This window comes from Mesorhizobium sp. WSM4884, assembly GCF_029625675.1.
Classification (GTDB): Bacteria; Pseudomonadota; Alphaproteobacteria; order Rhizobiales; family Rhizobiaceae; genus Mesorhizobium.
The window spans coordinates 1-25,726 of sequence record NZ_JARTVO010000012.1 but is presented as its reverse complement, the minus strand read 5'-3'; the positions used below and the strand labels follow the sequence as shown (position 1 = coordinate 25,726).

Below are 25,726 nucleotides of genomic sequence, written 5' to 3'. Positions count from 1 at the left end.
CGGCGTCCGCCGGCGTCACTCTTTCGAGACCGACCCGACGAAGTTGGTGTCGAAGCTCGGGCCGAGGGCGAAGCCCTTGAGGTTCTTGCGCAGGCCGGCCACTTCGAGCTGCTGATGGATGATGACGAAGGGGCTGGTATCGAGGATCTTCTGCTGCAGGTCCTTGTACATTTCGGCGCGCTTGGCCGAATCCTTCTCCAGCAGCGCCGCCTCGGTTTCCTTGGTCAGATCCGGAATGTCCCAGCTGTTGCGCCATGCAAGCGTGTGCGACTTGCCGGCGTCCGAATTGTCGGGGTTCGAGGCAAAGGTCTGGGCATTGGAGTTCGGGTCGAAATAGTCCTGGCCCCAGTTGCCGATGTAGATGTCGTGGTTGCGGGCGCGGTATTTGGTCAGCGTCTGCTTGCCATCGCCGGGGATGATCTCCAGCTTGATGCCGGCCTGGCCGAGCGTCTGCTGGATCGATTCCGCCATGCCGGTGGTCGGCTGGCCGGTGCGCACGTCCATGGTTACCTTGAAGCCGTCTGCCAACCCGGCCTTGGCCAGAAGTTCCTTGGCCTTGGCGACATCGAGCTTGAACGGATTGTCATCGATCGCGCCGAGATCGCCCTTGGGCAGGAAGGACTGGTGGATCTCGCCGATGCCCTTGAGGATCGTCGAGGCCATCGCGTCATAGTCGACCAGATATTTGAACGCCTGGCGAACTTCGGGCTTGGCGAGGTTCGGATTCTTCTGGTTGAGGCTGATGTAATAGACCGTGCCCTTCGGCGCGCTGGTGGTGGTCAGATCGGCGTTCTTGGCGACGGCGTCGAGATCGTTCGGCTCGAGGTTGCGGGCGACGTCGATGTCGCCGGCCTCGAGCGCTAGGCGCTGCGCCGAGCTCTCCTTCATGTTGCGGTAGATGACGCGGGCGAGCTTGGCTTTCTCGCCGTTGTAATTGTCGTTGCGCTCCATGACGACGGCTTCGTTGGCGCGCCATTCGCGCAGCTTGAACTGGCCGGAGCCGGCATAGCCGGTCTTCAGCCAGGCATTGCCGAAGTCGTTGTCCCATTTGTAGTCGGCGCTCGGCGTGACGGCCGCGACGTGTTCCTTGACCAGCTTGGCATCGACGACCGAGGCGACTGTGGCCGACAGGCAGTTCAGCACGAAGCTCGGCGCGTAGGCCTTGTCGACGACGAATTGGAAAGTCGTGTCGTCGACCGCCTTGGCCTTTTGCGTGACATTGTCGCCGTTTATGCCGAATTGACCGATGATGAAGGCTGGGCTCTTGTCGAGCTTGATGGCGCGCTCGAAAGAGTAGGCGACGTCGGCTGCGGTGATCGGATTGCCCGAGGCGAACTTCATGCCGGGCTTGAGCTTGAAGGTGTAGGTCAGTCCATCGTCGGAAACGGTCCAGCTCTCGGCGAGGTCGCCCTTCACCTTGGAGGTGTCGCTGAGGTCGAGTCGTACCAGCAGATCATAGGTGTTGCCGGTGACCTCGGCGGTCGACAGCTCGAACGCCTCGCCCGGATCCATCGAGATGATGTCGTCGATGGCGAAGCCTTCGACCAGCGTGTCGGCAGGCGTGACCGCGAAAGCGGGCGCCGCAAGCAGCGCAGACATCGCCACACCCGCAAGCAAGCTACGGAGAGCAAACTTTTCCAGCATCATGATGATCGTTCCCTGTTTTGTTGACCTGAGGTTCCCGGCTCAGGGCTGCTTTGTTCTTCTCGAAGCCGACGGCGGCTTGGACCACTTACCGTCGTGGTTTTTGTCCAGTTGGTCAACACCCTATTCGGGAGCGTTCGAACCGGCAACGCGCATTTTGCGAAACAGCTTATTGGGCCAGAACCGGCGGTCACGAGTCGACCCGTGCGCCGGCTAATCGAAGCCTTCAATCAGGAAAAATCTGCTAAACTTTCGACCCTTGGAGGTCGCCGTCATTTCAGCTGCGCGACCAGGCTCGCGTCGGGAAAGCAGGTCGCAGGCTTGCCGTTCTTCGCTTGCCAGACGCCGATCGAGCGGCGCGTCTTGAAGCCGGGCAGGCCGTCGGCGCTGCCGACGTCGTAGCCCTTCGCCTGCAGCGCCCGCTGAAGTGCCGCGATGTCCGACCGGCGGAGATCGCCCACCGGACCCCAGGTGCCGGAGAAGGTGGCGTCGCCTTTGGCGATGCGGTCGGCGGCGTGGCCGATGAACAGCGCATAGAGGTCGCTGGTGTTGTATTCCTTCAGCACATAGAAGTTCGGCGTGACGATGAAGGCCGGGCCGCTGCGCCCGGCCGGCATCAGGAGGAAGCCTTCGGCCTTCAGCTCGCTGGCCTGGAACGCCTTGCCGTCGGCGTGCCTGATCCCCATCGCCACCCAGTCGGAAATCTTCTTGCCCTGGTCCGGTCCTTCAAGAGAGCAGGAGACGTTTGCCGGCGCGATCACCTCCGTCCCCCAGCCGCGGCCCCTCACCCAGCCATAATGGACGAGATAGTTGGCGATGGAAGCGAGCACGTCGGGCGTCGAACTCCAGATGTCGGGTCGACCGTCGCCATCGAAATCGACGGCGTGCTTCAGAAAAGACGTCGGCATGAATTGCGGCTGGCCGAGCGCGCCGGCCCAGGACGACTTCATCGCATCGACCGGGGCGAGCCTGCGCTCGACGATCTCGAGCGCCGCCAGAACCTCGGTGCGGAAGAAATCCTTTTTCGTCGACATGAACGCCTTGGTGCCCAGCACCTCGAAGGCGTCGTAAGGCATCTTGGCGGCGCCGAAACCGGTCTCGCGGCCCCAGATCGCCAGCACGATGTCGCCAGGCACGCCGTAGCGCTTTTCGATCAGCCCGAGCACCCTCGCATTGGCGCTCTCGCGCGTCCGTCCACCGGTGGTGACGGCGCGAATGATCTTCTCGGCGAAATAATTGGCGGGCGGACCGAACTCGGCCTGATGCTGTATCTGCGGCGTCGCCGGCTTCTCGCCGGGCATGACGAGGTCCGGCAGCTTCAGGTTCGGCTTCACGCCGATGAAGGCTGCGTCGAAAGTTTTTTTCGAGATGCCTTTGGCCTTGGCCTCTGGCCAGAGGTCGTTTTGCAGCCAGGCTTGAAACTGATCGTCGACGGGGGTGGCGTGGGTGGGGATGGTGAGGAACAGCCCGACAAGTGCTGCAAGGAAGGAAAGTACAGCCAATCTGAGAAGCCGGCGCCAGGCACCCCCCTCTGTCCTGCCGGACATCTCCCCCGCAAGGGGGGAGATCGGACGTCGCGCAGGCTTTCGCCAATCACCAACGATGCAGAAGGAGCGCCGGGACGAAACTGCCAATCTCCCCCCTTGCGGGGGAGATGCCCGGCAGGGCAGAGGGGGGTGTGACAGAGTGCAATCGTTTGAGGAAATCCGCCTGTCACCCACTTCTCCACCTCAAAACGCCGTCCTCGATCGCAGCGCCGCGGCCAGCGTGCCTTCGTCGAGATAATCGAGCTCGCCGCCGACCGGAACGCCGTGCGCGAGCCGTGTCACCTTGACTTCGAAGCCCGAGAGCTGGTCGGTCAGGTAGTGCGCGGTGGTCTGGCCCTCGACGGTGGCGTTGACGGCGAGGATCACCTCCTTCACCTCGCCGCCGGCGACGCGGTCGATCAATGAGCGGATGTTGAGCTGGTCCGGGCCCACGCCGTCGAGCGGCGACAGCGTGCCGCCGAGCACGTGGTAGCGCACGTTCATGGCAGCGGCGCGCTCCAGCGCCCAGAGGTCGGAGACGTCCTCGACGACGATCAGCGTGGCAGCATCGCGGCGCGGGTCGGTGCAGATCATGCAGGGGTCGGAGGTGTCGACATTGCCGCAGGTCGAGCAGACGCGCACCTTGTCGACCGCCTCGCCCATGGCGGCGGCGAGTGGCTGCAGCAATTGCTCCTTCTTCTTGATGAGATGGAGGGCCGCGCGCCTTGCCGAACGCGGCCCGAGCCCCGGCACCTTGGCCAGGAGCTGGATCAGGCGTTCGATCTCTGGGCCGGCGATTCGCTTCGACATCGCTCTGATCTAGGATTTTTCGGAGCGCTTTGGAACAGTCGCAACGGCACACGGCCCGCCTTGCTGCCAGGGCGGGCCGTGTGTCGAGGGTCGACTGAACAGGTTAGAGCGGACGGTTCTGGCTGACGATCAGCGCGCCGATGGCGTCAGTGTTCTCAGGCGTCGACTGGAAGCCCATCGCCGCTTCCTGGGGCGTGCTCGGAACGGAGGTGACATACCGGCCTTTCAGCGTGCCGCCGAAGCGGGACGCGTCCGGCTCTTCCATCGGCTCCTGCATCGCCACCACCACCGGCTTCGCCGTGACGCGGCCAGACTTCTGCGAGGGAGCGGCGGAAGCCGTCATGTAGGTCTGCTCGGTCGGAACGGCCGCTGGCTTGGCCGAAGGCACCGGCGCCGCTACCGCGGTCATTGCTGCCTGCTTGGCAGGATCGGCATGGACGATGGTCTTGACCACCGGCTCGGCGGCGGAAGCGACGAGCACTGGAGCGGCGGGGTCGGTCTTCTGCGACTTGTCGGAGGCCATGGCGACCATGGGCTCGTCCGGCAGCGGCTGCCAGTTGCGGCCGCGCTTCTCATAGAAGGCGTTGCCGCCGGCCACCATCGTGTAATGCATGTTCTTGTAGGGGAAGCGCAGGCCGGCGGTGTGGAAATACATCGTGTTCTTGAGCTTGGCCTTGCGCTCGCCCTTGAGCACCGCCTGGGCGGCCTCCTCGACATCGGGCAGCGCCCGCGAGTTCATCGGCCGCGTCATCACGCCAGGGGCGAACTGGCCCCTCTCGCCGACGACCTCGCAAATGGTGCTGCCGTGCTGGCCCGAGCGCAGCCGGTTCATGACGACCGTGCCGACGGCGATCATGCCGTCACGGCTCGACCGGTTCGACTCGAAGAACATCGCCCTTTGCAGGCACTCCTTGTCCCTCATCGAGTATTTGTAGGAGCGCGAGCTGAGGAAGCTCGGCGTGACGGCGTCGGTCAGGCTCGCCACCGACATGCCATGTGACGTGGTCTGGCTGCAGCCGGCCAGGAACAAGGGGGAAGCGGCGATGCCGATGAGCAGCAGCGGCGTCTTCCATCGCGTCGCGATCAACAAAAAAGCCTCATTTCCAGATGCCAGCCCGCCCCGAGATGTGGCAAGAATGAGACTCTTTCAGGCAAAAAGATGGCTAGATGGTTAGCAATCCCTGGACTTGGGTAAAACTTTATGAATGCCGCGAAATGAGCTCGTGAGCAAAGCCGGCAAAATGGTTAATATTGCGGCCCGCGCTCGATTTTCGTTCATAATCAATTAACTGGCGGCAGGCGCCTCAGAACGGCAATTTCATTCCGGGTGGAATCGGCAGGCCGGCAGTCAAGGCCTTGGTCTTTTCCTGCATGACCTGCTCGACCTTATTTTTGGCGTCATTGTGAGCGGCCAGCAGCAGGTCTTCGAGGATCTCGACCTCGTCGTCCTTGAGCAATGACGGATCGATCTTCAGCGCCTTCATTTCGAACTTGCCGGTCAGCGTCACGCTGACCAGGCCGCCGCCCGACTGCCCGGTGGCTTCGAGCGTCGCGATCTCGTCCTGCATGGCCTGGAACTTGGCCTGCATTTCCTTCGCCTTGCCCATCAGGCCGAGAAGATCCTTCATCGCAAATATCCTCTTTGTTTCTTTTGTCGGAGCATCCGAACCGTAGGTCAGCGAAGCAAAAATCGGTTCCTACTTTTCGCCGGTTCGGAATCATGCTCTAGATTTCGTCATCGTCCGCCGCCGGCTCGACAGGCAGATCGGCCTCGGTGCCTTCGACCTCCGGCACATCCGGAATGCGCACGTCGATGATCTTGGCCCCGGGAAAGCGGGCGAGGATGGCTGCGACCGTCGGGTCACTCCTGGCGTCCGAGAAGGCGTTCTCGCGCTTCGTCGTCTCCATCTCGGCCAGCGTCTGGCCACCCTCTTCCTTCGACAGCGACACCAGCCAGTTGCGGCCGGTCCAGGCGCGCAGCTTGGCCGTCAGGTCATTGAGCAGCATCTTCGGCGCGTCGTCGGTCAGGCTGACGTCGATGCGGCCGGGCTCGATGCGCACCAGCCGCACGCAGCGCTTCAAGAGCACCTTGAAGGCGATGTCGCGATTGGCGTCGGCAAGCGCCGCGATGTCGGCCAGCGACTTCACCGGAACGGCAGGCGTCCCGACGACCGGCTCGGGCGCAGGAACGAAGGCGGCAGGCACCGGCCGCGCCTCGACCAGCCGCATCGTCTGCGCGCCGCCGGTGGAGGTCGGCATGCGTGTTTGCGCCACCGCGCTGGCGCCGCCATTGCCGGGACTTGCCGGCGTTCCGTTGGCACGCGGCGCGCCATTCGGCACCGGTGCCGCGCCTTCCAGCGATTTCAGCGCTTCGTCCAGGGTCGGCAGGTCGGCGGCGTGCGCCAGCCGGATCAGCACCATCTCGCCGGCGCTGACCGGGCGGTTGGAGGACTGCACCTCGGGGATGCCCTTGAGCAGCATCTGCCAGGTACGCGACAGCACGCGCACCGACAGGGTGCTCGCGAATTCCGCGCCGCGCCGCCGCTCGTCCTCGGAGAGCGAGGCATCCTCGGCCGCCGCCGGCACGAAACGCAGCCGGGTGACGAGATGATTGAATTCGGCAAGGTCGGTGAGCACGGCGGCCGGGTCGGCGCCAGTGTCGTACTGCGCCCGGAACTCGGCCAAAGCAGCCGCCACGTCGCCCTTCATGACATGCTCGAACAGGTCGATGATGCGAGCGCGGTCAGCAAGTCCCAGCATGGCGCGCACCGCCTCGGCGCTGACCGTGCCGCTGCCATGGGCGATCGCCTGGTCGAGAATCGAAAGCGAATCGCGCGCCGAGCCCTCGGCGGCGCGGGCAATCATCGCCAGTGCCTCGTCGTCGACGTAAATGCCTTCCTTGGCGGCGATCGAAGAAAGATGCGCGACGAGCGCGCCGGCATCGATGCGCCTCAGATCGAAGCGCTGGCAGCGCGACAGAACCGTGATCGGCACCTTGCGGATTTCGGTGGTGGCGAAAATGAATTTGACGTGCGGCGGCGGCTCTTCCAGCGTCTTCAGCAGGCCGTTGAAGGCCTGGGTGGAGAGCATGTGCACTTCGTCGATGATGTAGACCTTGTAGCGGGCCGAGACCGGCGCGTAGCGGACACGGTCGATGATGTCCCTGATGTCGTCGATGCCGGTGTGGGAGGCGGCGTCCATCTCGATGACGTCGACATGGCGGCCTTCCATGATCGCCTGGCAATGCTCGCCGCGAATGGAGAGGTCAACGGCGGGCTGGTCGACGGTCGCTGTCTTGTAGTTGAGCGCCCGTGCCAGGATGCGCGCCGTCGTCGTCTTGCCGACACCGCGCACGCCGGTCAGCATCCAGGCCTGGGCGATGCGGCCAGTGGCGAAGGCATTGGTCAGAGTGCGAACCATCGGCTCCTGGCCGATCAGCTCGGAGAAATTGGAGGGGCGATATTTGCGCGCCAGCACGCGATAGGCGCCGGCCTTGCCTGTCTCCAGACCTTCAGCCCCCAAATTTCCGGCTTCGCTCATTCGCCGTCAAAAGCTCCAAAGACCGCGACGGAAGGCGGCCGATTCCTGCGCATAGTCTCGCCCGCACGGCTTGGCGCCGTCAATGTCGCGGGAGAAAGGCGAAGAGGCGGGAGGCTGGAACAATGACCCGTTCCGGGCTCGTTAGGGCTGCTTCCTTCCGGACCTGACCCGGTTGGCGAGTGGATCGTCCACCACCAACCTCCCGTGCTCCATATCGGCAATTCAGCGGCGAAATGCAAGGGTCGAGGTGATGGCCGGCCAGGCCGTGCGAAAAGGGAAGGCCTTCAAATCAACAATAGCGGCCAATGATTCACTTGCAGCCATCCTGCCGCCGCTCTAGCGTTCCCCGGGTTGCAAAATATGACAAAAGCGAAGGAAACGCCCATGCTGCCTGGCCTCAAGGCCGGTTTCACGCTGGACGCCCGGTTGGAGGCGGACAGTGAGCAGCTCATGTGGCTGGGCCTGTGCGAACTCAGGGTGATGAACGATCGCCGCTGGCCATGGCTGGTCCTGGTGCCGCAGCGGCCGGGGATCGAGGAACTACACGACATGACGCCGCTCGACCAGGCGATGCTGACCTTCGAGACCAACATGGTGGCGCAGGCGCTGAAGCGGGTGACCGGCTGCACCAAGATCAACACCGGCGCCCTCGGCAACATCGTGCGCCAGCTGCATGTCCATGTCGTCGCCCGCAGCGAAGGCGACCCCGGCTGGCCCGGGCCGGTCTGGGGGCATGGCATGCGCGAACCCTATCAACGCCCCGATATCCGCCGGTTTGCCGAAACGATCAAGGCAGCGCTATAAGCCGTCCAGTGTCCATCCTGCACCTTGAGTCCCTATGAGCTTCCGCCTGTTTGACGCGCCACTGCGCGAGCCGAGCCAGTTCGTCGGCTTCGCCGGCAACCGGATCGACCGCCAATCGGAAAACCGCGCCGACGACGCGGTCGAAAAGGCGCTCGCCGATCAATCGGCGCGGCTGATGCTGATGCTTGGCGGCAGGCTTTACCTGAAGCTCGACGACGGCAGGTTCGATCCGTGGTTCGAGACGGCGGAAAGCCAGGCCTTCGAGGTTTCGCTCGAACGCGGCGTGCTGCTCGGCTTTTCAGAGGACGGTCCGGTGATTGCCGTGCCCGCCGGCATCGAGCCGGAAAAGCTGCCAGAGACGATCAAGGCGATCGACTACCGTTCAGTCTATATGCAGGGGCTGATCGACGAGGCGGCGGCTGGCGCGCTGGCGCAAGGGGCCGCGCTGCTCGCCTGGCATGCCAGCCACGCTTTCTGCAGCAAATGCGGCAGCCCTTCGGAAATGCGCGCCGGCGGCTACAGACGGCACTGTCCGGCCTGCGGCACCGACCATTTCCCGCGCACCGACCCGGTGGCGATCATGCTGACGGCGACGCGCGAGAAATGCCTGCTCGGGCGCGGCCGGCATTTCGCGCCGGGCATGTATTCGGCGCTGGCCGGCTTCATCGAGCCCGGCGAGACGATCGAGGCGGCGGTGCGCCGCGAGACGCTGGAGGAGGCCGGCATCCGGCTCGGCCGTGTCGTCTATCATGCTAGCCAGCCCTGGCCGTTTCCCTATTCGCTGATGATCGGCTGCTTCGGCGAGCCGCTCAACGAGGATATCCAGGCCGACCTCAACGAGCTGGAGGCCTGCCGCTGGTTTTTCCGCGACGAGGTGCGCTCGATGCTGGTCAGGGAGCATGCCGGCGGGTTGATAACACCGCCGAAGGGGGCGATCGCCCACCACCTCATCCGCGCCTGGGTCGACAGCGAATAGGAGCAGCCGAAAAATGATTCGTCATACCGTCGTGTTCACCCTGAAGCATCCGCCGCATTCACTGGAGGCGAAGCGTTTCCTCCACGACGCGAAGAAGATCCTCACCGCGATCAAAGGCGTCACGCATTTCGAGCAGCTGCGCCAGGTGAGCCCCAAGAACGACTATCAGTTCGGCTTCTCGATGGAGTTCGCCGACCAGGCCGCCTACACCAGGTATAACGAGCACCCCGACCATATCGCCTTCGTACGCGACCGCTGGGTTCCGGAGGTCGAGGCGTTCATGGAGATCGACTACGTGCCGTTGGGTTGGGGCTGATAAGCGGGTTGAGCGCAAACGTCGGAGATTGGCGAAGGCCTTCGTGCTTCGTCATCCACGGGCGAAGCAAGGAGCGAAGCGACGCGCGTAGATCCGAGGATCCATTCCGTGACGTCGACGCGTTACAACGGTCCAGAATTCTGCTCCGCCGCGCCCCTTGACTAAGGTAACGGCATGGATCCTCGGGTCTGCGCTCCGCTTCGCGTCGCTCCGCCCGTGGATGACGACCTCGCGAAGGCTTCCGCCAATCTCGAAGGTCGTGAGCTCCGGACCGCCGGTTGACGGACCGAAGACCGTTCAGTCCGCGACCTTCCACTGCTCGCGCGACGCGCTTGCCGGATAGACGCCCAAGATGCGCATCTCGCGCGAGAAGAAGCGCAATTCGTCGAGCGCCAGCTTGACCAGCGGATCATCGGGGTGGCCCTCGATGTCGGCGTAGAACAGCGTCGCGGTGAAGGCGCCGAGCTGATAGCTCTCGAGCTTGGTCATGTTGATGCCGTTGGTGGCGAAGCCGCCCATGGCCTTGTAGAGCGCGGCCGGCACGTTGCGGACGCGGAAGATGAAGGTGGTCATCATCTTGGCGTCGGGCGACGGCCGCTCGGCCCATTGCTTGTTCTTGGTCAGCACGACGAAGCGGGTGACGTTCGAGTCGGTATCCTCGACATTCTTCTCGATGATGTCGAGACCGTAGAGCTCCGCGGCGAGCGCAGGCGCCAGCGCGGCCATGGTGCGATCCTTGACTTCGGAAACCATCTTGGCCGAACCCGCCGTGTCGCCGGCGATCACCGGCTTCCAGCCGTTCTTGCGGATGTATTTGCGGCACTGGCCAAGCGCGTGAATATGGCTGTGAACGGTCTTGATCTCTTCGCGCCTGACGCCCGGCAGCACCATCAGCTGGAAATGGATCGGCAGGAAATACTCGCCGACGATGTGCAGGTGCGATTCCGGCAACAGATGATGGATGTCGGCGACGCGCCCTGCGATCGTGTTCTCGATCGGGATCATGGCGAGATCGGCCTTGCCGGTCTCCACGGCGTTGAAAGCGTCCTCGAAAGTCGGACAGGGCAACGGATCCATCGATGGGAACATGTTGCGGCAAGCGGTGTCGGAGTTGGCGCCGGGCTCGCCCTGGAAGGAAATTCTGTTGATCTTTTCAGGCATTCGCCAATGTCTCGCTTACGGATGTCTCAATTTGAAAGGATTTGCCTGGCGCGTTCGAGATCGTCGGGCGTGTCGACGCCGAGCGGCAGCGACCGGACGATCTCGGCATCGATGCGCATGCCGGCTTCGAGCGCCCGCAACTGCTCCAGCCGTTCACGGCGCTCCAGCGGCGACGGCTTCAACGCGACGAAGCGTTCGAGCGCCCCGCGCCGATAGGCGTAGAGGCCGATATGGTGATAGAGCGGGCCTTCCCCCCAAGGCGCCGTGGCGCGGGTGAAATAGAGCGCCCTGAGCCGCGTCGGGGACAGCGGCGAGCCGACGATCTTGACGACGTTCGGATTGGTCCTTTCCTCGTCGCGCACGATCTCGACGCCGAGCGTGGCGATGTCGACCGACGGGTCGTCGAAGGGCCGCAGTGATGCGCCGATGATTTCAGGGTCGATCGTTGGCAGATCGCCCTGCACATTGACGATGGTTTCGATCTCTTTCCTCGGGTCAATCGCGGCAAGGGCCTCGAAGATGCGGTCGGAGCCCGATTCGTGGTCGGCGCGCGTCATCACCGCCTCGAAACCGTGCTCCCGGACCGCCGAGGCAACCGCTTCCGTGTCCGTCGCCACCACCACGCGGCCGAGCCCGGCCTCGGCGCCACGGCGGGCGACATGGACGATCATCGGCGCGCCGGCGATGTCGGCCAGCGGCTTGCCCGGCAGGCGCGTCGAGGCCATGCGGGCGGGGATCAGGATCAATGTCGACATGGGACTTTCAGGGCGGCCGGGAAAGCGGATGGAAAGTGGCAAAACGTCTCACTGGAAGCGCCCTTATAGGTGTTGCAACGCCGAAGCAAAAGACCTAGTTTCCGCGCGATTTGACTGGCCCTCCCGGGCCTTTAGCGATACCGACGGACGGAGTGGACGGGACGGTCCGCCGGAAAAGGGAGCAAGGGGCGTATGGATTCCAACGAAGTCAACAAGCTGCTCGGCGGATTCCTCGGAACCTGCTTCGTCGTCTTTTCCGTGGGCATCGTTTCCGACGGGCTGTTTGCTTCCCCCGCGCCCGAGAAGCCCGGCTTCGCCATCGAGGCCCAAGAGCCGGCCGAAGGCGGCGGTGCCGCAGCGCCCGCCGCCGAAGCCAAGCCGATCGCCGACCTGCTCGCCACCGCCAATGCCGAGGCGGGCGCCGCCATCTTCAAGAAGTGCCAGGCCTGCCATTCCGGCGAGAAGGGCGGCCCGAACAAGGTCGGACCGGACCTCTGGGATGTCGTCGACCGCCCCGTCGCCGAGCATGAAGGCTTCGCTTATTCGGCCGGCATGAAGGACTTTTCCAAGGGCGGCGCCGAGAAGTGGACCTACGACAACCTCAACCACTTCATCACCTCGCCGAAGAAGTTCGTGAAGGGCACGGCGATGGGCTTTGCCGGCCTGCCGAAGGATGAAGACCGCGCCAACGTGATCGCCTATCTGCGCACGTTGTCGGACAATCCGAAGCCGCTGCCGCAGCCGGGTGCTTCGGCCGAGGCCAAGCCCGCGGAAGGTGCCGCACCCGCCAAGCCGGCCGAAGGCGCCGCTCCGGCCAAGCCGGCCGCACCTGCTCAATAAACAATTTGTCATGAAGACACATTGGAAAAGCCGGGTTCGTCCCGGCTTTTCTGTTAGGAAAACCGCATATGCGGCGACAAAAGCCGGCGCTTGCGGTTTTCACCGGCGTCAAATGATCTAGATTGCCGGTGGGCAGAGCAATTCCAGGAAAAGTGGGAACCGGTTTTCCGTCCGGAATTGCGTCGAAACAAAGCGAAGGAGCGGTCGTCGTTTCCGTGAAACGATGAACGCTCCAGAGCTCGCGACGAGGAGAACGCATGACGGTTTGCCGCTCCCGGACGTTTTTCGCATCGATGCTGGCGGTTGCTTTCGCCGCCTGTCTGCAGGCCCGCGCTGCGGACGAATGGCACACCAGCTCCTCGCTGATCGGCCCCTCCAAATACGGCGACAATTTTCAGCGCTACGACTACGTCAATCCGGATGCGCCGAAGGGCGGCACCTACAACTCCGTGGTCGTGGGCACCTTCGACAGCTTCAACCCCTATATCGTGCAGGGATCGCCGGCCTCCGGCTTCGCGCAGTTCGGCGGCGGCCTGCTCTACGACACGCTGATGGACCAAGCGACCGACGAGGGCAGCGTCAGCCACCCGCTGGTCGCAGAGGCCTACAAATACCCGTCCGACTATTCGTCGGCTACTTACCGGCTCAACCCTCAAGCCAAGTGGCATGACGGCCAGCCGATCACGGTCGACGACGTGGTCTGGTCGTTCCAGGTGCTCAAGGCCAACAGCCCGATGTACAATCGCTATTTCGAAAACGTGACCGAAGCGGTCGCCATATCGGACCGCGAGGTCGAGTTCCATTTCAACCAGAAAGGCAATCGAGAACTGCCCAAGATCCTCGGCGACCTCGTCGTTTTGCCGAAGCACTGGTGGGAGGGCACCGACGCCAGCGGCAAGAAGCGCGACATCACAAGGCCGACGCTGGAGCCGCCGCTGGGCTCCGCCGCCTACAGAATAGCCAGCTTCAAGCCGGGCTCGGAGATCGTCTGGCAGCGCGTGCCCGATTACTGGGGCGCCAAGCTGCCGGTGAAGATCGGCCGCGAGAATTTCGATACCCAGCGCTTCACCTATATCCTGGACGACAATGCCGCCTGGCAAGCCTTCAGCAAGGGCGGGCTCGACGACATCAAGCCGGAAAACAGTTCGCGGCGTTGGGCGACGGCTTACAACTTTCCGGCGGTGAACGCCGGCGACGTGATCAAAAAGGAATTCAAAACCACCTCGCCCGAGCCCATGCAGGCTTTCGTGCTCAATCAGCGGCGGCCGCTGTTCCAGGACCGGCTGGTGCGCGCCGCGCTGACTTATCCGTTCGACTTCGAAACGATGAACCGCACGCTGTTCTACAATTCGAACACGCGCACCCACAGCTATTTCGAGGGCACAGAGCTGGCGTCGAGCGGGCTGCCGCAAGGCAAGGAACTCGATATCCTGGAGAAGTATCGCGACAAGCTGCCGCCGGAGCTGTTCACGCAGGAATTCAAGCTGCCGGTCTACGATTCACCGCAAGCGGAGCGGAAGAATCTGAAGCAGGCGGTCGACCTTTTTGCAAAGGCAGGCTGGGTGATCAAGGGCGGCAAGATGGTGAATGCCAAGACCGGCCAGCCCTTCAAGTTCGAGATACTCGGCTCGAACGACACCGACCAGGTCATCGCCAGTCCGTGGATCGCAAACTTGCGCAAGATCGGCGTCGATGCCACGCTGCGCATCATCGACCAGACGCAGTACATCAACCGCGTCAACAATTTCGACTACGACGTCATCACCAGCATACTCCAGCAATCGGAATCGCCTGGCAACGAGCAGCGCGATTTCTGGAGCTCGAAGGCGGCGGACACGCCGGGATCGCGCAACCATTCCGGCATCAAGAATCCGGTGGTCGACGCGCTGGTCGATCACATCATCTTCGCCACCGACCGCGACGATCTCGTCGCCGCCACCCATGCACTCGATCGCGTTCTGTTGTGGAACTACTATACCGTGCCGCAGTACTACCGCGCGGTGGTTTGGCTTGCCTATTGGAACAAATTCGGCATGCCGGAAAAGCAGCCCAGCTACCGTGGCGCCGACATTGATTCCTGGTGGATCGACCCCGCGAAGGAAAAGGCGCTGGCCGCTAAATACAAGGGCGTCAATTGATGGGGCGGCAGAAATTGCTTGCTCGTCGTGACTTCCTGACGCTCGGCGCCGCAGCGGCAGCCATGTCGCTGGCCCCCGGCAAGCTCTTTGCCGCCATTCCGGCCGGCGTCAAGGTGCACGGCCTGTCTGCCTTCGGCGACTTGAAATACAAGCCCGACTTCACGCATTTCGACTATGTCAATGTCGATGCGCCGCAAGGCGGCACCTTCAATTTCTCGCCGCCCAATTGGGGCCAGAACCAGAGCCCTTTGACGTTCAACACGCTGAACTCATTCGTGCCCAAGGGCGATGCGCCGCAGCGCATGGAAATGTGCTTCGATTCGCTGATGGTGCGGGCGCTCGACGAGCCCGATGCCGTCTATGGGCTGATCGCCGACGGCGTCACGATTTCCGACGATCGCAACGGCTTCACCTTCTCGCTGCGGCCGCAGGCGCATTTCCACGACGGCACGCCGCTGACCGCCGACGACGTCGCCTTCACCTTCAAGCTGCTGAAGGACAAAGGTCATCCGGATTTCTCGCTGTCGCTGACGCATCTGGACGATGCGGCGGCGAAGGACGCCCACACGGTCGAGCTCAAATTCTCCGGCAAGCAGTCGGCCCGGACCATCCTCAACGTCGTCGGCTTTCCGATCCTGTCCAAGGCCTTCTTCACGGCCAACCCTTTCGATTCCTCGCAGCTCAATCCGCCGCTCGGATCGGGCGCCTACAAGGTCGGTCGCTGGTCGGCGGGGGCCTGGATCGAATATGAGCGGGTGGCCGATTATTGGGGCAACGAGCTGCCGGTCAATCGCGGCCAGAACAATTTCCAGCGCATCCGCGTCGAGTTCTACCAGGACCGCACGGCAGGCTTCGAGGCCTTCAAGAAGGGCGAGATCCTCTATCGCGAGGAATTCACCTCGCGCGTCTGGGCCACCGCCTACGATTTTCCAGCCTTCACGGCCGGCAAGGTGGTCAAGCACGAGTTCCCGGCCGAAACGGTGCCATCGATGCAAGCCACGGCCGTCAACCAGCGGCGCGCGCAATTCCAGGACCCGCGCGTGCGGCAGGCGATCGCCCTCTGCTTCGATTTCGAGTGGACGCGGCGCAATTTCTTCTACGGCTCCTACGAGCGCTCGCAATCCTGCTTCGAGAAATCCGACTTTCGCGCCGAAGGCATGCCGGCACCGGAAGAGCTCGCGCTGCTGGAGCCGCTGCGCGACAAGCTGCCGCCGGAGGCCTTCGGCGAAGCGGTGACGCAGCCGGCCTCGGACGGTTCGGGGCGCGACCGAAAGCAGCTCGGCAAGGCGGCGAAGCTGCTTGCCGAGGCCGGCTGGAAACGCTCCGGCGATTTCGTCGTCAACGACAAGGGCGCGAGGCTGCCGGCCGAATTCCTCGTCGACGACGAGACCTTCGTGCAGGTCTATTCGCCCTGGGTCGCCAACATGAAGGCGATCGGCATCGAAGCATCCATCCGGCTCGTCGATTCCGCCCAGTACCAGCTCAGGCAATCGACATTCGATTTCGACCTGATCTCGGCCGCTTTTTCCTTCAGCGCCACGCCGACGCGCGACGATCTCGAGATCTTCTTCCATTCACGAAGCGCGTCCGTTTCGGGCTCCCGCAACCTGCCAGGCACTGCGAACCCGGCCATCGACGCGCTGATCGACGCCGTCGGCGTGGCCAAGGACCGAGAAAGCCTCACCGTCGCGATGCGGGCGCTCGACCGGGTCTTGCGCGCGCGGCGCGATTGGATTCCAAGTTGGTATCTGGCGAATCACCGAAGCGCCTATTGGGACATGTTCGGCTTTCCCGAGCAGAAGCCCGATTTCGGCTTTCCGGTCGAAGCGCTGTGGTGGGTCGACAAGGGCAAGGCGGCAAAAATTGGCAAAGCCTGACACTCCCCTTCGCGCGGGGCCGGCAGCCTGATGGGCGCCTATATCCTGCGCCGCATCCTTTTGATGATTCCGACGCTGTTCGGCATCATGGCGATCTCCTTCGCCGTCATCCAGTTCGCGCCGGGCGGCCCGGTCGAGCAGGTCATCGCCAAGCTCACCAACCAGGGCGGCGCCGATCGTCTCGGCGGCGGCGGTGGCGATGCGGGCGCCACCAATCTCGATGTCGCCGGCGACGTCAGCTCGAAATATCGCGGAGCGCAGGGGCTGGACCCCGAATTCATCAAGAAGCTCGAAAAGCAGTTCGGCTTCGACAAGCCGCCGCTCGAACGCTTCGGCATGATGCTTTGGAACTATGCCCGTTTCGATTTCGGCGACAGCTATTTCCGCGACATCTCGGTGCTCGACCTGATCCTGGAAAAGATGCCGGTGTCGATCTCGATCGGGCTGTGGATCACGCTTCTGTCCTACCTCATCTCGATCCCGCTCGGCATCCGCAAGGCGGTGCAGGACGGCTCGACCTTCGACGTCTGGACGAGCGGCGTGGTGATCGTCGGCTACGCCATCCCCGGCTTCCTGTTCGGCATTCTCCTGATGGTGCTCTTCGCCGGCGGCTCGTTCTGGGACTGGTTCCCGCTGCGCGGCATCGTTTCCGACAACTGGGACCAGCTGTCCTGGCCGGACAAGATCCTCGACTATTTCTGGCACATGACGCTGCCGCTGACGGCGCTGGTGCTGTCGGCCTTCGCCACGACGACGCTTCTGACCAAGAACTCCTTCCTCGAGGAAATCCGCAAGCAATATGTGGTGACGGCGCGGGCCAAGGGCCTGTCGGAGCGCAAGGTGCTCTACGGCCATGTCTTCCGCAACGCCATGCTGATCGTCATCGCCGGCTTTCCGGGCGCCTTCATCTCAGCCTTCTTCACCGGCTCGCTGCTGATCGAGAACATCTTCTCGCTCGACGGCCTCGGCCTGCTCGGCTTCAAGTCGGTGATCGACCGCGACTATCCGGTGGTCTTTGCCAATCTCTACATCTTCTCGCTGCTCGGCCTGTTCGTCGGCCTGCTGTCGGACCTGATCTATACCTGGGTCGACCCGCGCATCGATTTCGAGCGGAGAGACGTCTGATGGCGGCAGTCTCGGCCGAAACCAAGCCGGCTCGTGCCGCCCGGCCGTGGCTCTCGCCGCTCAACCAGCGGCGGTTGCAGAACTTCAAGGCGAACCGGCGTGGCTACTGGTCGCTGTGGATCTTCCTGCTGCTCTTCGTGCTGTCGTTGTTTTCCGAGCTGATCGCCAACGACAAGCCTATCATCGCCTCTTACAAGGGCGAGATCCTGTTCCCGGTGCTGGTCGCCTATCCGGAAGAGAAGTTCGGCGGCTTCTATGCCGTCACCGACTATCGCGATCCGGTCATCCAGGACGAGATCAATGCCAATGGCTGGATGATCTGGCCGCCGGTCCGCTATTCCTACCAGACGGTCAACAACGCCATCCCCGAGGCGGCGCCCGCCAAGCCGTCCTGGCTCTATGACAAGAAGGCGCGCTGCAGCCAGTATCCGCAAGGCGAGGCCGACCCCAACTGCGTCGTCGGCAACTGGAACTGGCTCGGTACCGACGACCAGGCGCGCGACGTGCTGGCGCGCGTGCTTTACGGCTTCCGCATCTCTGTGCTGTTCGGGCTCATCCTGACGCTCGGCTCATCACTGATCGGCGTCGCGGCGGGCGCGGTGCAGGGCTATTTCGGCGGCTGGACGGATCTTCTGTTCCAGCGCTTCATCGAGATCTGGTCGGCGATCCCGGTGCTCTATCTGCTGCTCATCGTCTCCGCGATCCTGCCGCCCGGTTTCTTCATCCTGCTCGGTCTGATGCTTTTGTTCTCCTGGGTGGCGCTGGTCGGCGTGGTGCGCGCCGAATTCCTGCGCGCGCGCAACTTCGAATATGTCAACGCGGCGCGCGCGCTCGGCGTACCCAACCTCACCATCATGTTCCGCCACCTTCTGCCCAACGCCATGGTGGCGACGCTGACCTTCCTGCCCTTCCTGCTCAGCGGCTCGATCTCGACGCTGACCTCGCTCGACTATCTCGGCTTCGGCCTGCCGCCTGGCTCCGCCTCGCTCGGCGAACTGCTGAAACAGGCGCAGCGCAATCTCAACGCGCCATGGCTCGGCATCTCAGGCTTCATCGTGATCTCGCTGATGCTGTCGCTGCTGGTCTTCATCGGCGAGGCGACGCGCGACGCCTTCGATCCGCGCAAGACGTTCAAATGAGCGAACCCCTGCTCTCCGTCCGCGATTTGAGCGTCGCCTTCGCGCAAGGCGGCAGCCAGTCGACGGCCGTCGACCGCATCTCTTTCGACATCGCCAGGGGCGAGACGCTGGCGCTGGTCGGCGAGTCCGGTTCCGGCAAATCGGTCTCCGCGCTCTCGGTGCTGAAACTTCTGCCCTACCCCGCGGCCAGCCATCCCTCGGGAAAGATCCTGTTCCACGGCGCGGATCTGCTCGATGCCGACGAAAGGACGCTGCGCGGCGTGCGCGGCAACAAGATCACCATGATCTTCCAGGAGCCGATGACCTCGCTCAATCCGCTGCACACGATCGAGCAGCAGATCGTCGAGGTGCTGAAGCTGCATCAGGGGCTGGGCGACCGGCAGGCTCGCGCCCGTGTACTGGAATTGCTGACCGAGGTCGGCATCCGCGATCCGCAGAAGCGGCTCGACGCCTATCCGCACCAGCTCTCCGGCGGCCAGCGCCAGCGCGTCATGATCGCCATGGCCCTGGCCAACGAGCCGGAACTCTTGATCGCCGACGAGCCGACGACGGCGCTCGACGTCACCGTGCAGGCGCAAATCCTCGAACTGCTCGCGGACCTGAAGAGGCGCAAGGGCATGTCGATGCTGTTCATCACCCACGACCTCGGCATCGTGAGAAAGATCGCCGATCGCGTCTGCGTGATGACCAAGGGCAGAATAGTCGAGACCGGGCCGACCAAGGAGATTTTCGCCAACCCCCAACACGCCTACACGAAGCACCTCCTGGCCGCCGAGCCGAAGGGCAAGCCGCCGGCGGCGAATGCCAATGCCACGGCGGTGATGACCGGCAAGGACATCAAGGTCTGGTTCCCGATCAAGCGCGGCTTCTTCCGCCGCACCGTCGATCACGTGAAGGCAGTGGACGGCATCGACGTCACCGTGCGCGCCGGCCAGACGCTGGGCGTCGTCGGCGAATCCGGCTCCGGCAAGACCACGCTCGGCCTGGCGCTGGCCCGGATGATCTCTTCGACGGGCGCGATCAATTTCAACGGCCGCGACATCAACGAGCTTTCCTTCAGCGCCATGCGGCCGCTGCGGCGCGAGTTGCAGATCGTCTTCCAGGACCCGTTCGGATCGCTCAGCCCGCGCATGTCGGTCGCCGAGATCATCGAGGAAGGGCTGAAGATCCACGCGTCGAAACTGTCGCCCGACGAGCGCGACGACAAGGTGGTCGAAGTGCTGAAGGAAGTCGGTCTCGATCCCGAAACCCGCCACCGCTATCCGCATGAATTCTCCGGCGGCCAGCGCCAGCGCGTTGCCATCGCGCGCGCCATGGTGCTCAATCCGCGCTTCGTCATGCTCGACGAGCCGACCTCGGCGCTCGACATGAGCGTGCAGGCGCAGGTGGTCGACCTTTTGCGCAACCTGCAGGCCAAGCATAACCTCGCCTATCTCTTCATCAGCCACGACCTGAAAGTCATCCGCGCCCTTGCCAATGACGTCATCGTCATGCGCAATGGCCAGATCGTCGAAGCCGGACCGTCCGAACAGATTTTCGGCAGCCCGCAAACCGACTATACCCGGGCGCTGATCTCGGCCGCGTTCCGGATCGAGACCGCGCCGACCGGCGTGGTCAGCGAGTAGGCTGACCGAACCGAAATACAGGGAAGACATTCCGCGAATGGAAAAAGGTAAAGTCCTGCTTGCCCTAACCGGCTTTCACCCGCAGCGCTGGCGCGAACTGCTCGCGGCCGAGCGCGAGGTGGTGCTGGAGCCCGACGGTCCCAGCGATCCCTCGATCGCCTATGCGGTGGTGTGGAAGCAGAAACCCAACCTTCTGTCGTCGCTGCCCAATTTGCGCGCCATCTTCTCGATCGGCGCCGGCGTCGACCACATCTTCGCCGATCCAGGCCTGCCCGACGTGCCGATCGTCAGGATCGTCGCCGAAAATCTTACGCAATACATGACCGAATATGTCGTCTGGCGCGTGCTCGATCACCATCGCCAGGGCATGCTCTACCGCGCGCAGCAGCAAAAGAAGACCTGGCACGAACCGCCGCAGCGGCCGGCAGGCGACATCTCCGTCGGCATTATGGGGCTCGGCCATCTCGGCCGCGCGGCGGCCTCGGTGCTGCTCTCGCTCGGCTTCGCCGTCAACGGCTGGTCGCGCAGCGAGCGCCCGATACAGGGCGTTTCAACCTATTCCGGGGAGGCGGGGCTGATCCCCTTCCTCAACGCCACCGATATCCTGGTGGTGCTGCTGCCGCTGACGCCGCGCACGCAAGGCATCGTCAATTACGGCGTGCTGAAGGAATTGCGCAGGCGCAACGGCCTCGGCGGCGCGGTGCTGATCAATGCCGGGCGCGGGCGGCTGCAGAAGGATGCCGACATCCTGCGCGCGCTGGATGACGGCACGCTGAAGGAAGCAAGCCTCGACGTGTTCGAGGTCGAGCCGCTGCCGAAGACAAGCCCGCTGTGGAGCCATCCGAAAGTGTTCGTGACGCCGCATGCGGCGGCGACCTCGGACCCGGCCCATCTGGTGCCGATCATGCTTCGGCAGATGGAGGCGTTCGAGCGCGGCGAAAAGCTCGAGAACCTGGTCGACCGCGAAGCGGGCTACTGAGCCGGCGAAGTCGGCTTCGAGCCCGGCAGCGCGAACTTGTCCTTCTTCTTCGGCTTGCCGCAGTCGCGGCGCTCGATCGAGCGGCTCATGGCGTCGATCTCGCCGCTCGCCTTGTCGCTGTCGCGCTGCGCCTTAGAGCGCATGTCCGGCATGAACGGGCCAAAACCCATCGCCGGATTGGAGAAGCTCGGCTTGGCGGTGACCGGCAGATTGTACTGCTGCGCCACCTGATTGCGCTGCGCCACCAATTGGTCGCAAGGCACATCGTCATATTGCAGCGAGGACTGCACGGCCTCGTCCTGGCGTTCGGCCATCGAGGTGCCGCCGACGCAGCCCGCCACCATCAGGCAAGACGCCAACGCAACCGTGTTCCAGCGCAAGGTATCCCTCCGTGCGGTAATCCGCCCCACGCTTAAACGGACACGCGATTCGGGCTTTTTCGCGAGCAGCCGCCGCATCATTCCGCCATACTGCGACGAGCTATTACCGCAAGCCCTTCAACAGGCTCGCCGCGATCTTGGCGGATGGTCGTGCTCTCCAGCGACAGGATCGCAAACCCGCTGGCAGCGAGAATGCGCCGCACATAAGCCTCGGAATGCGCATAGCGCCGCGACGGCAGCAGGGCGAAGTCATCGCCGCCGGCTGTGGCCTCGACCGAGAAGGCGAAGACGCCGCCATCGACGAGTATATCGGCAACGGTTCCGACAATGCGTTCGAGCGCCCCGACATAGATGAAGACGTCGGCGGCGACCACGAGGTCGGCTTTCGCGCCGGGTCGAGAGAAATGCTGAAGGTCGGCCTTGGAAAGCTGATCGTAGATGTCCTTGGCGCGCGCCTTCCGCAACATGCTGGCCGAGATGTCGTAGCCTTCCAGCCGGTCGACGATGGGGCGCAGCCTTTCGCCCATCAGGCCGGTGCCGCAGCCGAGATCGAGCGCGAGCCGGAACCGGCCGGGCCCTGCCGCACGAATGGCCGGATCGAGGACCTCGGGCATCCGGTAGCCGAGTTTTCCGACCAGCGATTCCTCGAACCTGTCGGCATAGTGGTCGAACAGGGTTTCGACGAAAGCGCTGGGCGGAGCCGCTGCCGGCGGCGCATGGCCGATCAACTGCAGTTTGAGCGAAGCGCCCAGCCGATCGGCGGGATCGAGCTGCAGCGCCATCAGCCAAGCCTGGGCGGCCTGGTCGAGAAGACCCGCAACCTCCTGCATTTCGCCGAGACGGTACCATCCCGCCGCCCATTGCGGCGCCAATTCCAGCGCGCCGAGCAACAGCTCGGCCGCCTGTATGGGCTCGCCGGAAGCCAGCAGCATCTCGGCGAAGTCGGCGCGACGGTCGGCGGTCAAGTCGCCGGACGAGGCCTGAAGCGGTTTCATGGTTGACGGATCCAACCGGCAAAGCGGAGCGGCGGCTGGCTGTAGGACGAGTCAGCAGCCTCTTGCAACAGGCTTCCCGCGGAGAATTTAGCCATTATCTTCAAGCCATGCGTGCCAGCGACCTGCTCAAGCCACGACCCGAAGGACTCTACTGCCCGCCAGGCGATTTCTTCATCGACCCAGTGCGATCGGTGGACCGCGCGCTGGTCACGCACGGCCATTCCGACCATGCCCGCTCCGGCCACCGCTCGGTGCTGGCGACGCAAGAGACGCTCGACATCATGGGGCTGCGCTACGGCGAGGATTTCGCCGGCGCGACGCAAGCGGCGATCCTCGGCGAGACGATCGACATCAGTGGCGTCTCCGTCACCTTCCATCCGGCCGGCCATGTGCTGGGCTCGGCCCAAATCGCCGTCGAGCATCAGGGCATGCGCATCGTCGCCTCCGGCGATTACAAACGGCAGAAGGACGCCACCTGCCTGCCCTTCGAGCCGGTGCCGTGCGATGTCTTCATCACCGAGGCGACCTTCGGCCTGCCGGTGTTCCGCCATCCACCGGATCACGAAGAGATCGCGCGGCTGCTGAAATCGGCGGCGCAGTTTCCCGAGCGCTCGCATCTGATCGGCGCCTACGCGCTCGGCAAGGCGCAGCGCGTGATGCGGCTTTTGCGCGACGCCGGCTACGACAAGCCGATCTATATCCATGGCGCACTGGCCAAGCTCAGCGAATATTACCAGAACCAGGGCATCGATCTCGGCGAGCTCGAGCCGGCAACGGTCGAGAGTGGTGGCAAGGCCGATTTCACCGGCACCATCGTCGTCGGCCCGCCCGCTGCATTCGCCGACCGCTGGGCGCGGCGCTTCCCCGACCCGATCTCCTGCTTCGCTTCAGGCTGGATGCGCATCCGCCAGCGCGCCAAGCAAGGCGGCGTCGAGCTGCCGCTGATCATTTCCGACCATGCCGACTGGGACGAGCTCATCGCCACGATCAAGGAAACGGGCGCCCGGGAAATCTGGGTGACGCATGGCCGCGAGGAGGCGCTGGTGCGCTGGTGCGAGCTGGAGGGCATAGCGGCAAGGCCGCTGCATCTGGTGGGGTACGAGGACGAGGGCGATTGATGATCCTTTTTGATGAAGCAATCGCCGATGCCGCGATCCTTCCCACCCCCCTCTGGCCTGCCGGCCATCTCCCCCGCAAGTGGGGAGATCGGATGTCGCGACGGCTTTCGCCAACCATCAACGTTTTAGGATGCGCGGCAGGGTCGAAGCTGCCAATCTTCCCCCTTGCGGGGGAGATGGCCGGCAGGCCAGAGGGGGGTGCCTCGCGCCGGCGTTCGCCACTGGCGCGGTGCATCCAGCCATGAACCGCTTCGCCGAACTCCTCGACCGTCTCGTCCTGACGCCGTCGCGCAACGGCAAGCTGACGCTGCTCACCGATTACTTCCGCGGCGTCGAGGACCCCGACCGCGGGCTGGCGCTGGCGGCGATCACAGGCGATCTGTCGATCGCGGCGGTGAAGCCGGCGATGCTGCGCGCGCTGGTGGTCGAGCGCATGGATCCGGTGCTGTTCGGTTATTCCTACGACTATGTCGGCGACCTCGCCGAGACGGTGTCGCTGGTCTGGCCGCAGCCGGCCGGCCATCTCCCGAACCACGCGCCGACATTAGCCGAAGTGGTCGGCAAGCTGCAGGCGGCGAGCCGCTCCGACGGGCCGCAGGTGCTGGCGCGGCTGCTCGACAGCGCCAGCATCTCGGCGCGCTTCGCCATCATCAAGCTGGTGACCGGCGGCCTGCGCATCGGCGTTTCGGCGCGGCTCGCCAAGCAGGCGCTGGCCGATCTCGGCCAAGTCGATGTCGTCGAGATCGAGGAGCTCTGGCACGGGCTGACGCCGCCCTACATCGAGCTTTTCGCATGGCTGGAAGGACGGGCGGAAAAACCGAGGAGCGCGGCGCTCGCGCTGTTCCGCCCGGTGATGCTCTCCAATGCGGTCGACGACGGCGATCTCGAAAAGCTCAACCACGCCGACTATGCGGCGGAGTGGAAGTGGGACGGCATCCGCGTCCAGGCGGTGTGCGAAGGCGGCATCCGACGGCTCTATTCGCGCACCGGCGACGATGTCTCCGGCGCCTTTCCCGACCTTGCCGCGGCGATGGACTTCGAGGCGGCGCTCGACGGCGAGCTCTTGGTCGGCGATCCGCGCGAGGCGACCGGAACCTTTTCCGACCTGCAGCAGCGGCTGAACCGCAAGAGCGTGTCGCCAAAGATCCAGCAGCAATATCCAGCCTTCATGCGCTGCTACGACGCGCTGCAGATCGATGGCGAGGATATGCGCGGCCTCGCCTTCGCCGAGCGCCGAACTCGCCTCGAAGCCTTCATCGGGACGCTCGACCCCAGCCGCTTCGACCTCTCGCCGCTGGTCGAGTTTCCGGATTGGGAAACGCTCGAACGGCTCCGCCAAGCGCCGCCGCATCCGATCATCGAAGGGGTGATGCTGAAGCGCTGGGATTCGCCCTATCTCGCCGGCCGGCCGAAAGGTCCCTGGTTCAAGTGGAAGCGCGACCCGCACACGGTCGACGCGGTGCTGATGTATGCGCAGCGCGGCCACGGCAAGCGCTCGAGCTTCTATTCCGACTACACTTTCGGCGTCTGGGCCGGCCCGGAGGGATCGGAAGAGCTGGTGCCGGTCGGCAAGGCCTATTTCGGCTTCACCGACGAAGAGCTGCGGCAGATCGATAAATATGTCCGCGACAACACGGTCGAGCGTTTCGGGCCCGTACGCTCGGTGCGCGCCGACCGCAAGAACGGACTGGTGCTGGAAGTGGCCTTCGAAGGCCTCAACCGCTCGACGCGGCATAAATCGGGCGTCGCGATGCGGTTTCCCCGCATCTCGCGGCTGCGCTGGGACAAGCCGGCCGCCGAGGCCGACCGCATCGAGACGCTGCAGGCGCTGCTAGACTAGCTAGCAAAATCCAACGCCAGCGCTCACCCCACCCGGCGCTTCGCGCCGACCTCCCCGCCGAGGTAGGGCTATCGCATATGAGTGAAGATGCGGAGCAGATCTTGGTCAGCCCATCGTGCCTTGAGACGTTTGTGGCTG

The 25,726-nt window shown here is 64.0% G+C and carries 22 protein-coding genes and 1 other RNA gene; 12 read left to right on the top strand and 11 right to left on the bottom strand.

Annotation, left to right across the window (positions count from 1 at the left end):
* Positions 1–15 precede the first annotated feature (15 nt).
* From P9236_RS19260 to ffs, 7 genes are all read right to left on the bottom strand, one after another.
* Complete coding sequence (locus tag P9236_RS19260; protein WP_278076197.1) at positions 16–1,644, bottom strand: ABC transporter substrate-binding protein; 1,629 nt, start codon at positions 1,642–1,644, stop codon at positions 16–18.
* A 272-nt stretch (positions 1,645–1,916) separates the two neighbouring features.
* Positions 1,917–3,191, bottom strand: coding sequence for a lytic murein transglycosylase (locus tag P9236_RS19255; RefSeq protein ID WP_278076070.1), 1,275 nt, complete (start codon positions 3,189–3,191; stop codon positions 1,917–1,919).
* Positions 3,192–3,374: 183 nt separating this feature from the next.
* Positions 3,375–3,980, bottom strand: a complete 606-nt coding sequence (gene recR / locus P9236_RS19250) for a recombination mediator RecR (RefSeq protein WP_278076069.1) — start codon at positions 3,978–3,980, stop codon at positions 3,375–3,377.
* A 103-nt stretch (positions 3,981–4,083) separates the two neighbouring features.
* The gene (locus tag P9236_RS19245) at positions 4,084–5,067 is read right to left on the bottom strand and encodes a cell wall hydrolase (RefSeq protein WP_278076068.1); all 984 of its coding nucleotides are present in this window, start codon (positions 5,065–5,067) and stop codon (positions 4,084–4,086) included.
* Between the two features lie 217 nt (positions 5,068–5,284).
* Entirely contained in the window at positions 5,285–5,608 is a 324-nt protein-coding gene (locus P9236_RS19240; protein ID WP_278076067.1) for a YbaB/EbfC family nucleoid-associated protein, read from the bottom strand.
* A gap of 97 nt (positions 5,609–5,705) precedes the next feature.
* Complete coding sequence (locus tag P9236_RS19235; protein WP_278076066.1) at positions 5,706–7,520, bottom strand: DNA polymerase III subunit gamma/tau; 1,815 nt, start codon at positions 7,518–7,520, stop codon at positions 5,706–5,708.
* 106 nt (positions 7,521–7,626) lie between these two features.
* Positions 7,627–7,723, bottom strand: an RNA gene (gene ffs, locus P9236_RS19230) — signal recognition particle sRNA small type.
* Between the two features lie 181 nt (positions 7,724–7,904).
* On the opposite strand from ffs, the gene P9236_RS19225 reads away from it, so the two are divergent.
* From P9236_RS19225 to P9236_RS19215, 3 genes are read left to right on the top strand one after another with little or no spacing between them, the layout of a single operon-like run.
* Positions 7,905–8,324 carry an HIT family protein gene (locus tag P9236_RS19225; protein ID WP_278076065.1) on the top strand — a complete coding sequence of 140 codons (420 nt, stop codon included), beginning with the start codon at positions 7,905–7,907 and terminating at the stop codon, positions 8,322–8,324.
* Positions 8,325–8,358: 34 nt separating this feature from the next.
* Positions 8,359–9,300 carry an NAD(+) diphosphatase gene (gene nudC, locus P9236_RS19220; protein WP_278076064.1) on the top strand — a complete coding sequence of 314 codons (942 nt, stop codon included), beginning with the start codon at positions 8,359–8,361 and terminating at the stop codon, positions 9,298–9,300.
* A 13-nt stretch (positions 9,301–9,313) separates the two neighbouring features.
* Entirely contained in the window at positions 9,314–9,616 is a 303-nt protein-coding gene (locus P9236_RS19215) for a Dabb family protein (RefSeq protein WP_278076063.1), read from the top strand.
* Positions 9,617–9,913: 297 nt separating this feature from the next.
* Here the strand turns inward: P9236_RS19215 and P9236_RS19210 are convergent, their stop codons facing one another.
* Together P9236_RS19210 and P9236_RS19205 are read right to left on the bottom strand one after the other, a co-directional pair.
* Positions 9,914–10,777 carry a prephenate dehydratase gene (locus P9236_RS19210; RefSeq protein WP_278076062.1) on the bottom strand — a complete coding sequence of 288 codons (864 nt, stop codon included), beginning with the start codon at positions 10,775–10,777 and terminating at the stop codon, positions 9,914–9,916.
* A gap of 26 nt (positions 10,778–10,803) precedes the next feature.
* On the bottom strand, positions 10,804–11,532 hold the full coding sequence (locus P9236_RS19205) for a 3-deoxy-manno-octulosonate cytidylyltransferase (RefSeq protein WP_278076061.1): 729 nt from the start codon (positions 11,530–11,532) through the stop codon (positions 10,804–10,806).
* 192 nt (positions 11,533–11,724) lie between these two features.
* On the opposite strand from P9236_RS19205, the gene P9236_RS19200 reads away from it, so the two are divergent.
* From P9236_RS19200 to P9236_RS19170, 7 genes are all read left to right on the top strand, one after another.
* The gene (locus tag P9236_RS19200) at positions 11,725–12,372 is read left to right on the top strand and encodes a cytochrome c family protein (protein WP_278076060.1); all 648 of its coding nucleotides are present in this window, start codon (positions 11,725–11,727) and stop codon (positions 12,370–12,372) included.
* 257 nt (positions 12,373–12,629) lie between these two features.
* Positions 12,630–14,510, top strand: coding sequence for an extracellular solute-binding protein (locus P9236_RS19195; RefSeq protein ID WP_278076059.1), 1,881 nt, complete (start codon positions 12,630–12,632; stop codon positions 14,508–14,510).
* The gene (locus P9236_RS19190) at positions 14,510–16,387 is read left to right on the top strand and encodes an extracellular solute-binding protein (RefSeq protein WP_278076058.1); all 1,878 of its coding nucleotides are present in this window, start codon (positions 14,510–14,512) and stop codon (positions 16,385–16,387) included. Before P9236_RS19195 ends, P9236_RS19190 begins: the two co-directional genes overlap by 1 nt.
* A gap of 30 nt (positions 16,388–16,417) precedes the next feature.
* Positions 16,418–17,512 (top strand): microcin C ABC transporter permease YejB, encoded by a 1,095-nt coding sequence (locus tag P9236_RS19185; RefSeq protein WP_278076057.1) that lies wholly within the window; start codon positions 16,418–16,420, stop codon positions 17,510–17,512.
* Entirely contained in the window at positions 17,512–18,651 is a 1,140-nt protein-coding gene (locus P9236_RS19180) for an ABC transporter permease (RefSeq protein ID WP_278076056.1), read from the top strand. The genes P9236_RS19185 and P9236_RS19180 overlap by 1 nt, the downstream gene beginning before the upstream one ends.
* Positions 18,648–20,276, top strand: a complete 1,629-nt coding sequence (locus P9236_RS19175) for an ABC transporter ATP-binding protein (RefSeq protein WP_278076055.1) — start codon at positions 18,648–18,650, stop codon at positions 20,274–20,276. The genes P9236_RS19180 and P9236_RS19175 overlap by 4 nt, the downstream gene beginning before the upstream one ends.
* A gap of 37 nt (positions 20,277–20,313) precedes the next feature.
* A complete protein-coding gene (locus P9236_RS19170) occupies positions 20,314–21,255 on the top strand; it encodes a glyoxylate/hydroxypyruvate reductase A (protein WP_278076054.1) in 942 nt (313 codons plus the stop codon).
* Here P9236_RS19170 and P9236_RS19165 read toward each other — a convergent pair.
* Both P9236_RS19165 and P9236_RS19160 read right to left on the bottom strand, forming a co-directional pair.
* Positions 21,249–21,635, bottom strand: a complete 387-nt coding sequence (locus P9236_RS19165; protein ID WP_278076053.1) for a hypothetical protein — start codon at positions 21,633–21,635, stop codon at positions 21,249–21,251. The genes P9236_RS19170 and P9236_RS19165 overlap by 7 nt on opposite strands.
* Before the next feature lie 77 nt (positions 21,636–21,712).
* The gene (locus tag P9236_RS19160; protein WP_278076052.1) at positions 21,713–22,630 is read right to left on the bottom strand and encodes a methyltransferase domain-containing protein; all 918 of its coding nucleotides are present in this window, start codon (positions 22,628–22,630) and stop codon (positions 21,713–21,715) included.
* Between the two features lie 107 nt (positions 22,631–22,737).
* Here P9236_RS19160 and P9236_RS19155 point away from each other — a divergent pair, with 107 nt between their 5' ends.
* A complete protein-coding gene (locus P9236_RS19155) occupies positions 22,738–23,748 on the top strand; it encodes a ligase-associated DNA damage response exonuclease (protein ID WP_278076051.1) in 1,011 nt (336 codons plus the stop codon).
* 241 nt (positions 23,749–23,989) lie between these two features.
* Positions 23,990–25,588: a cisplatin damage response ATP-dependent DNA ligase gene (locus tag P9236_RS19150; RefSeq protein ID WP_278076050.1), complete on the top strand. Its 1,599-nt coding sequence runs from the start codon at positions 23,990–23,992 to the stop codon at positions 25,586–25,588.
* The last annotated feature ends 138 nt before the right edge of the window (positions 25,589–25,726 follow it).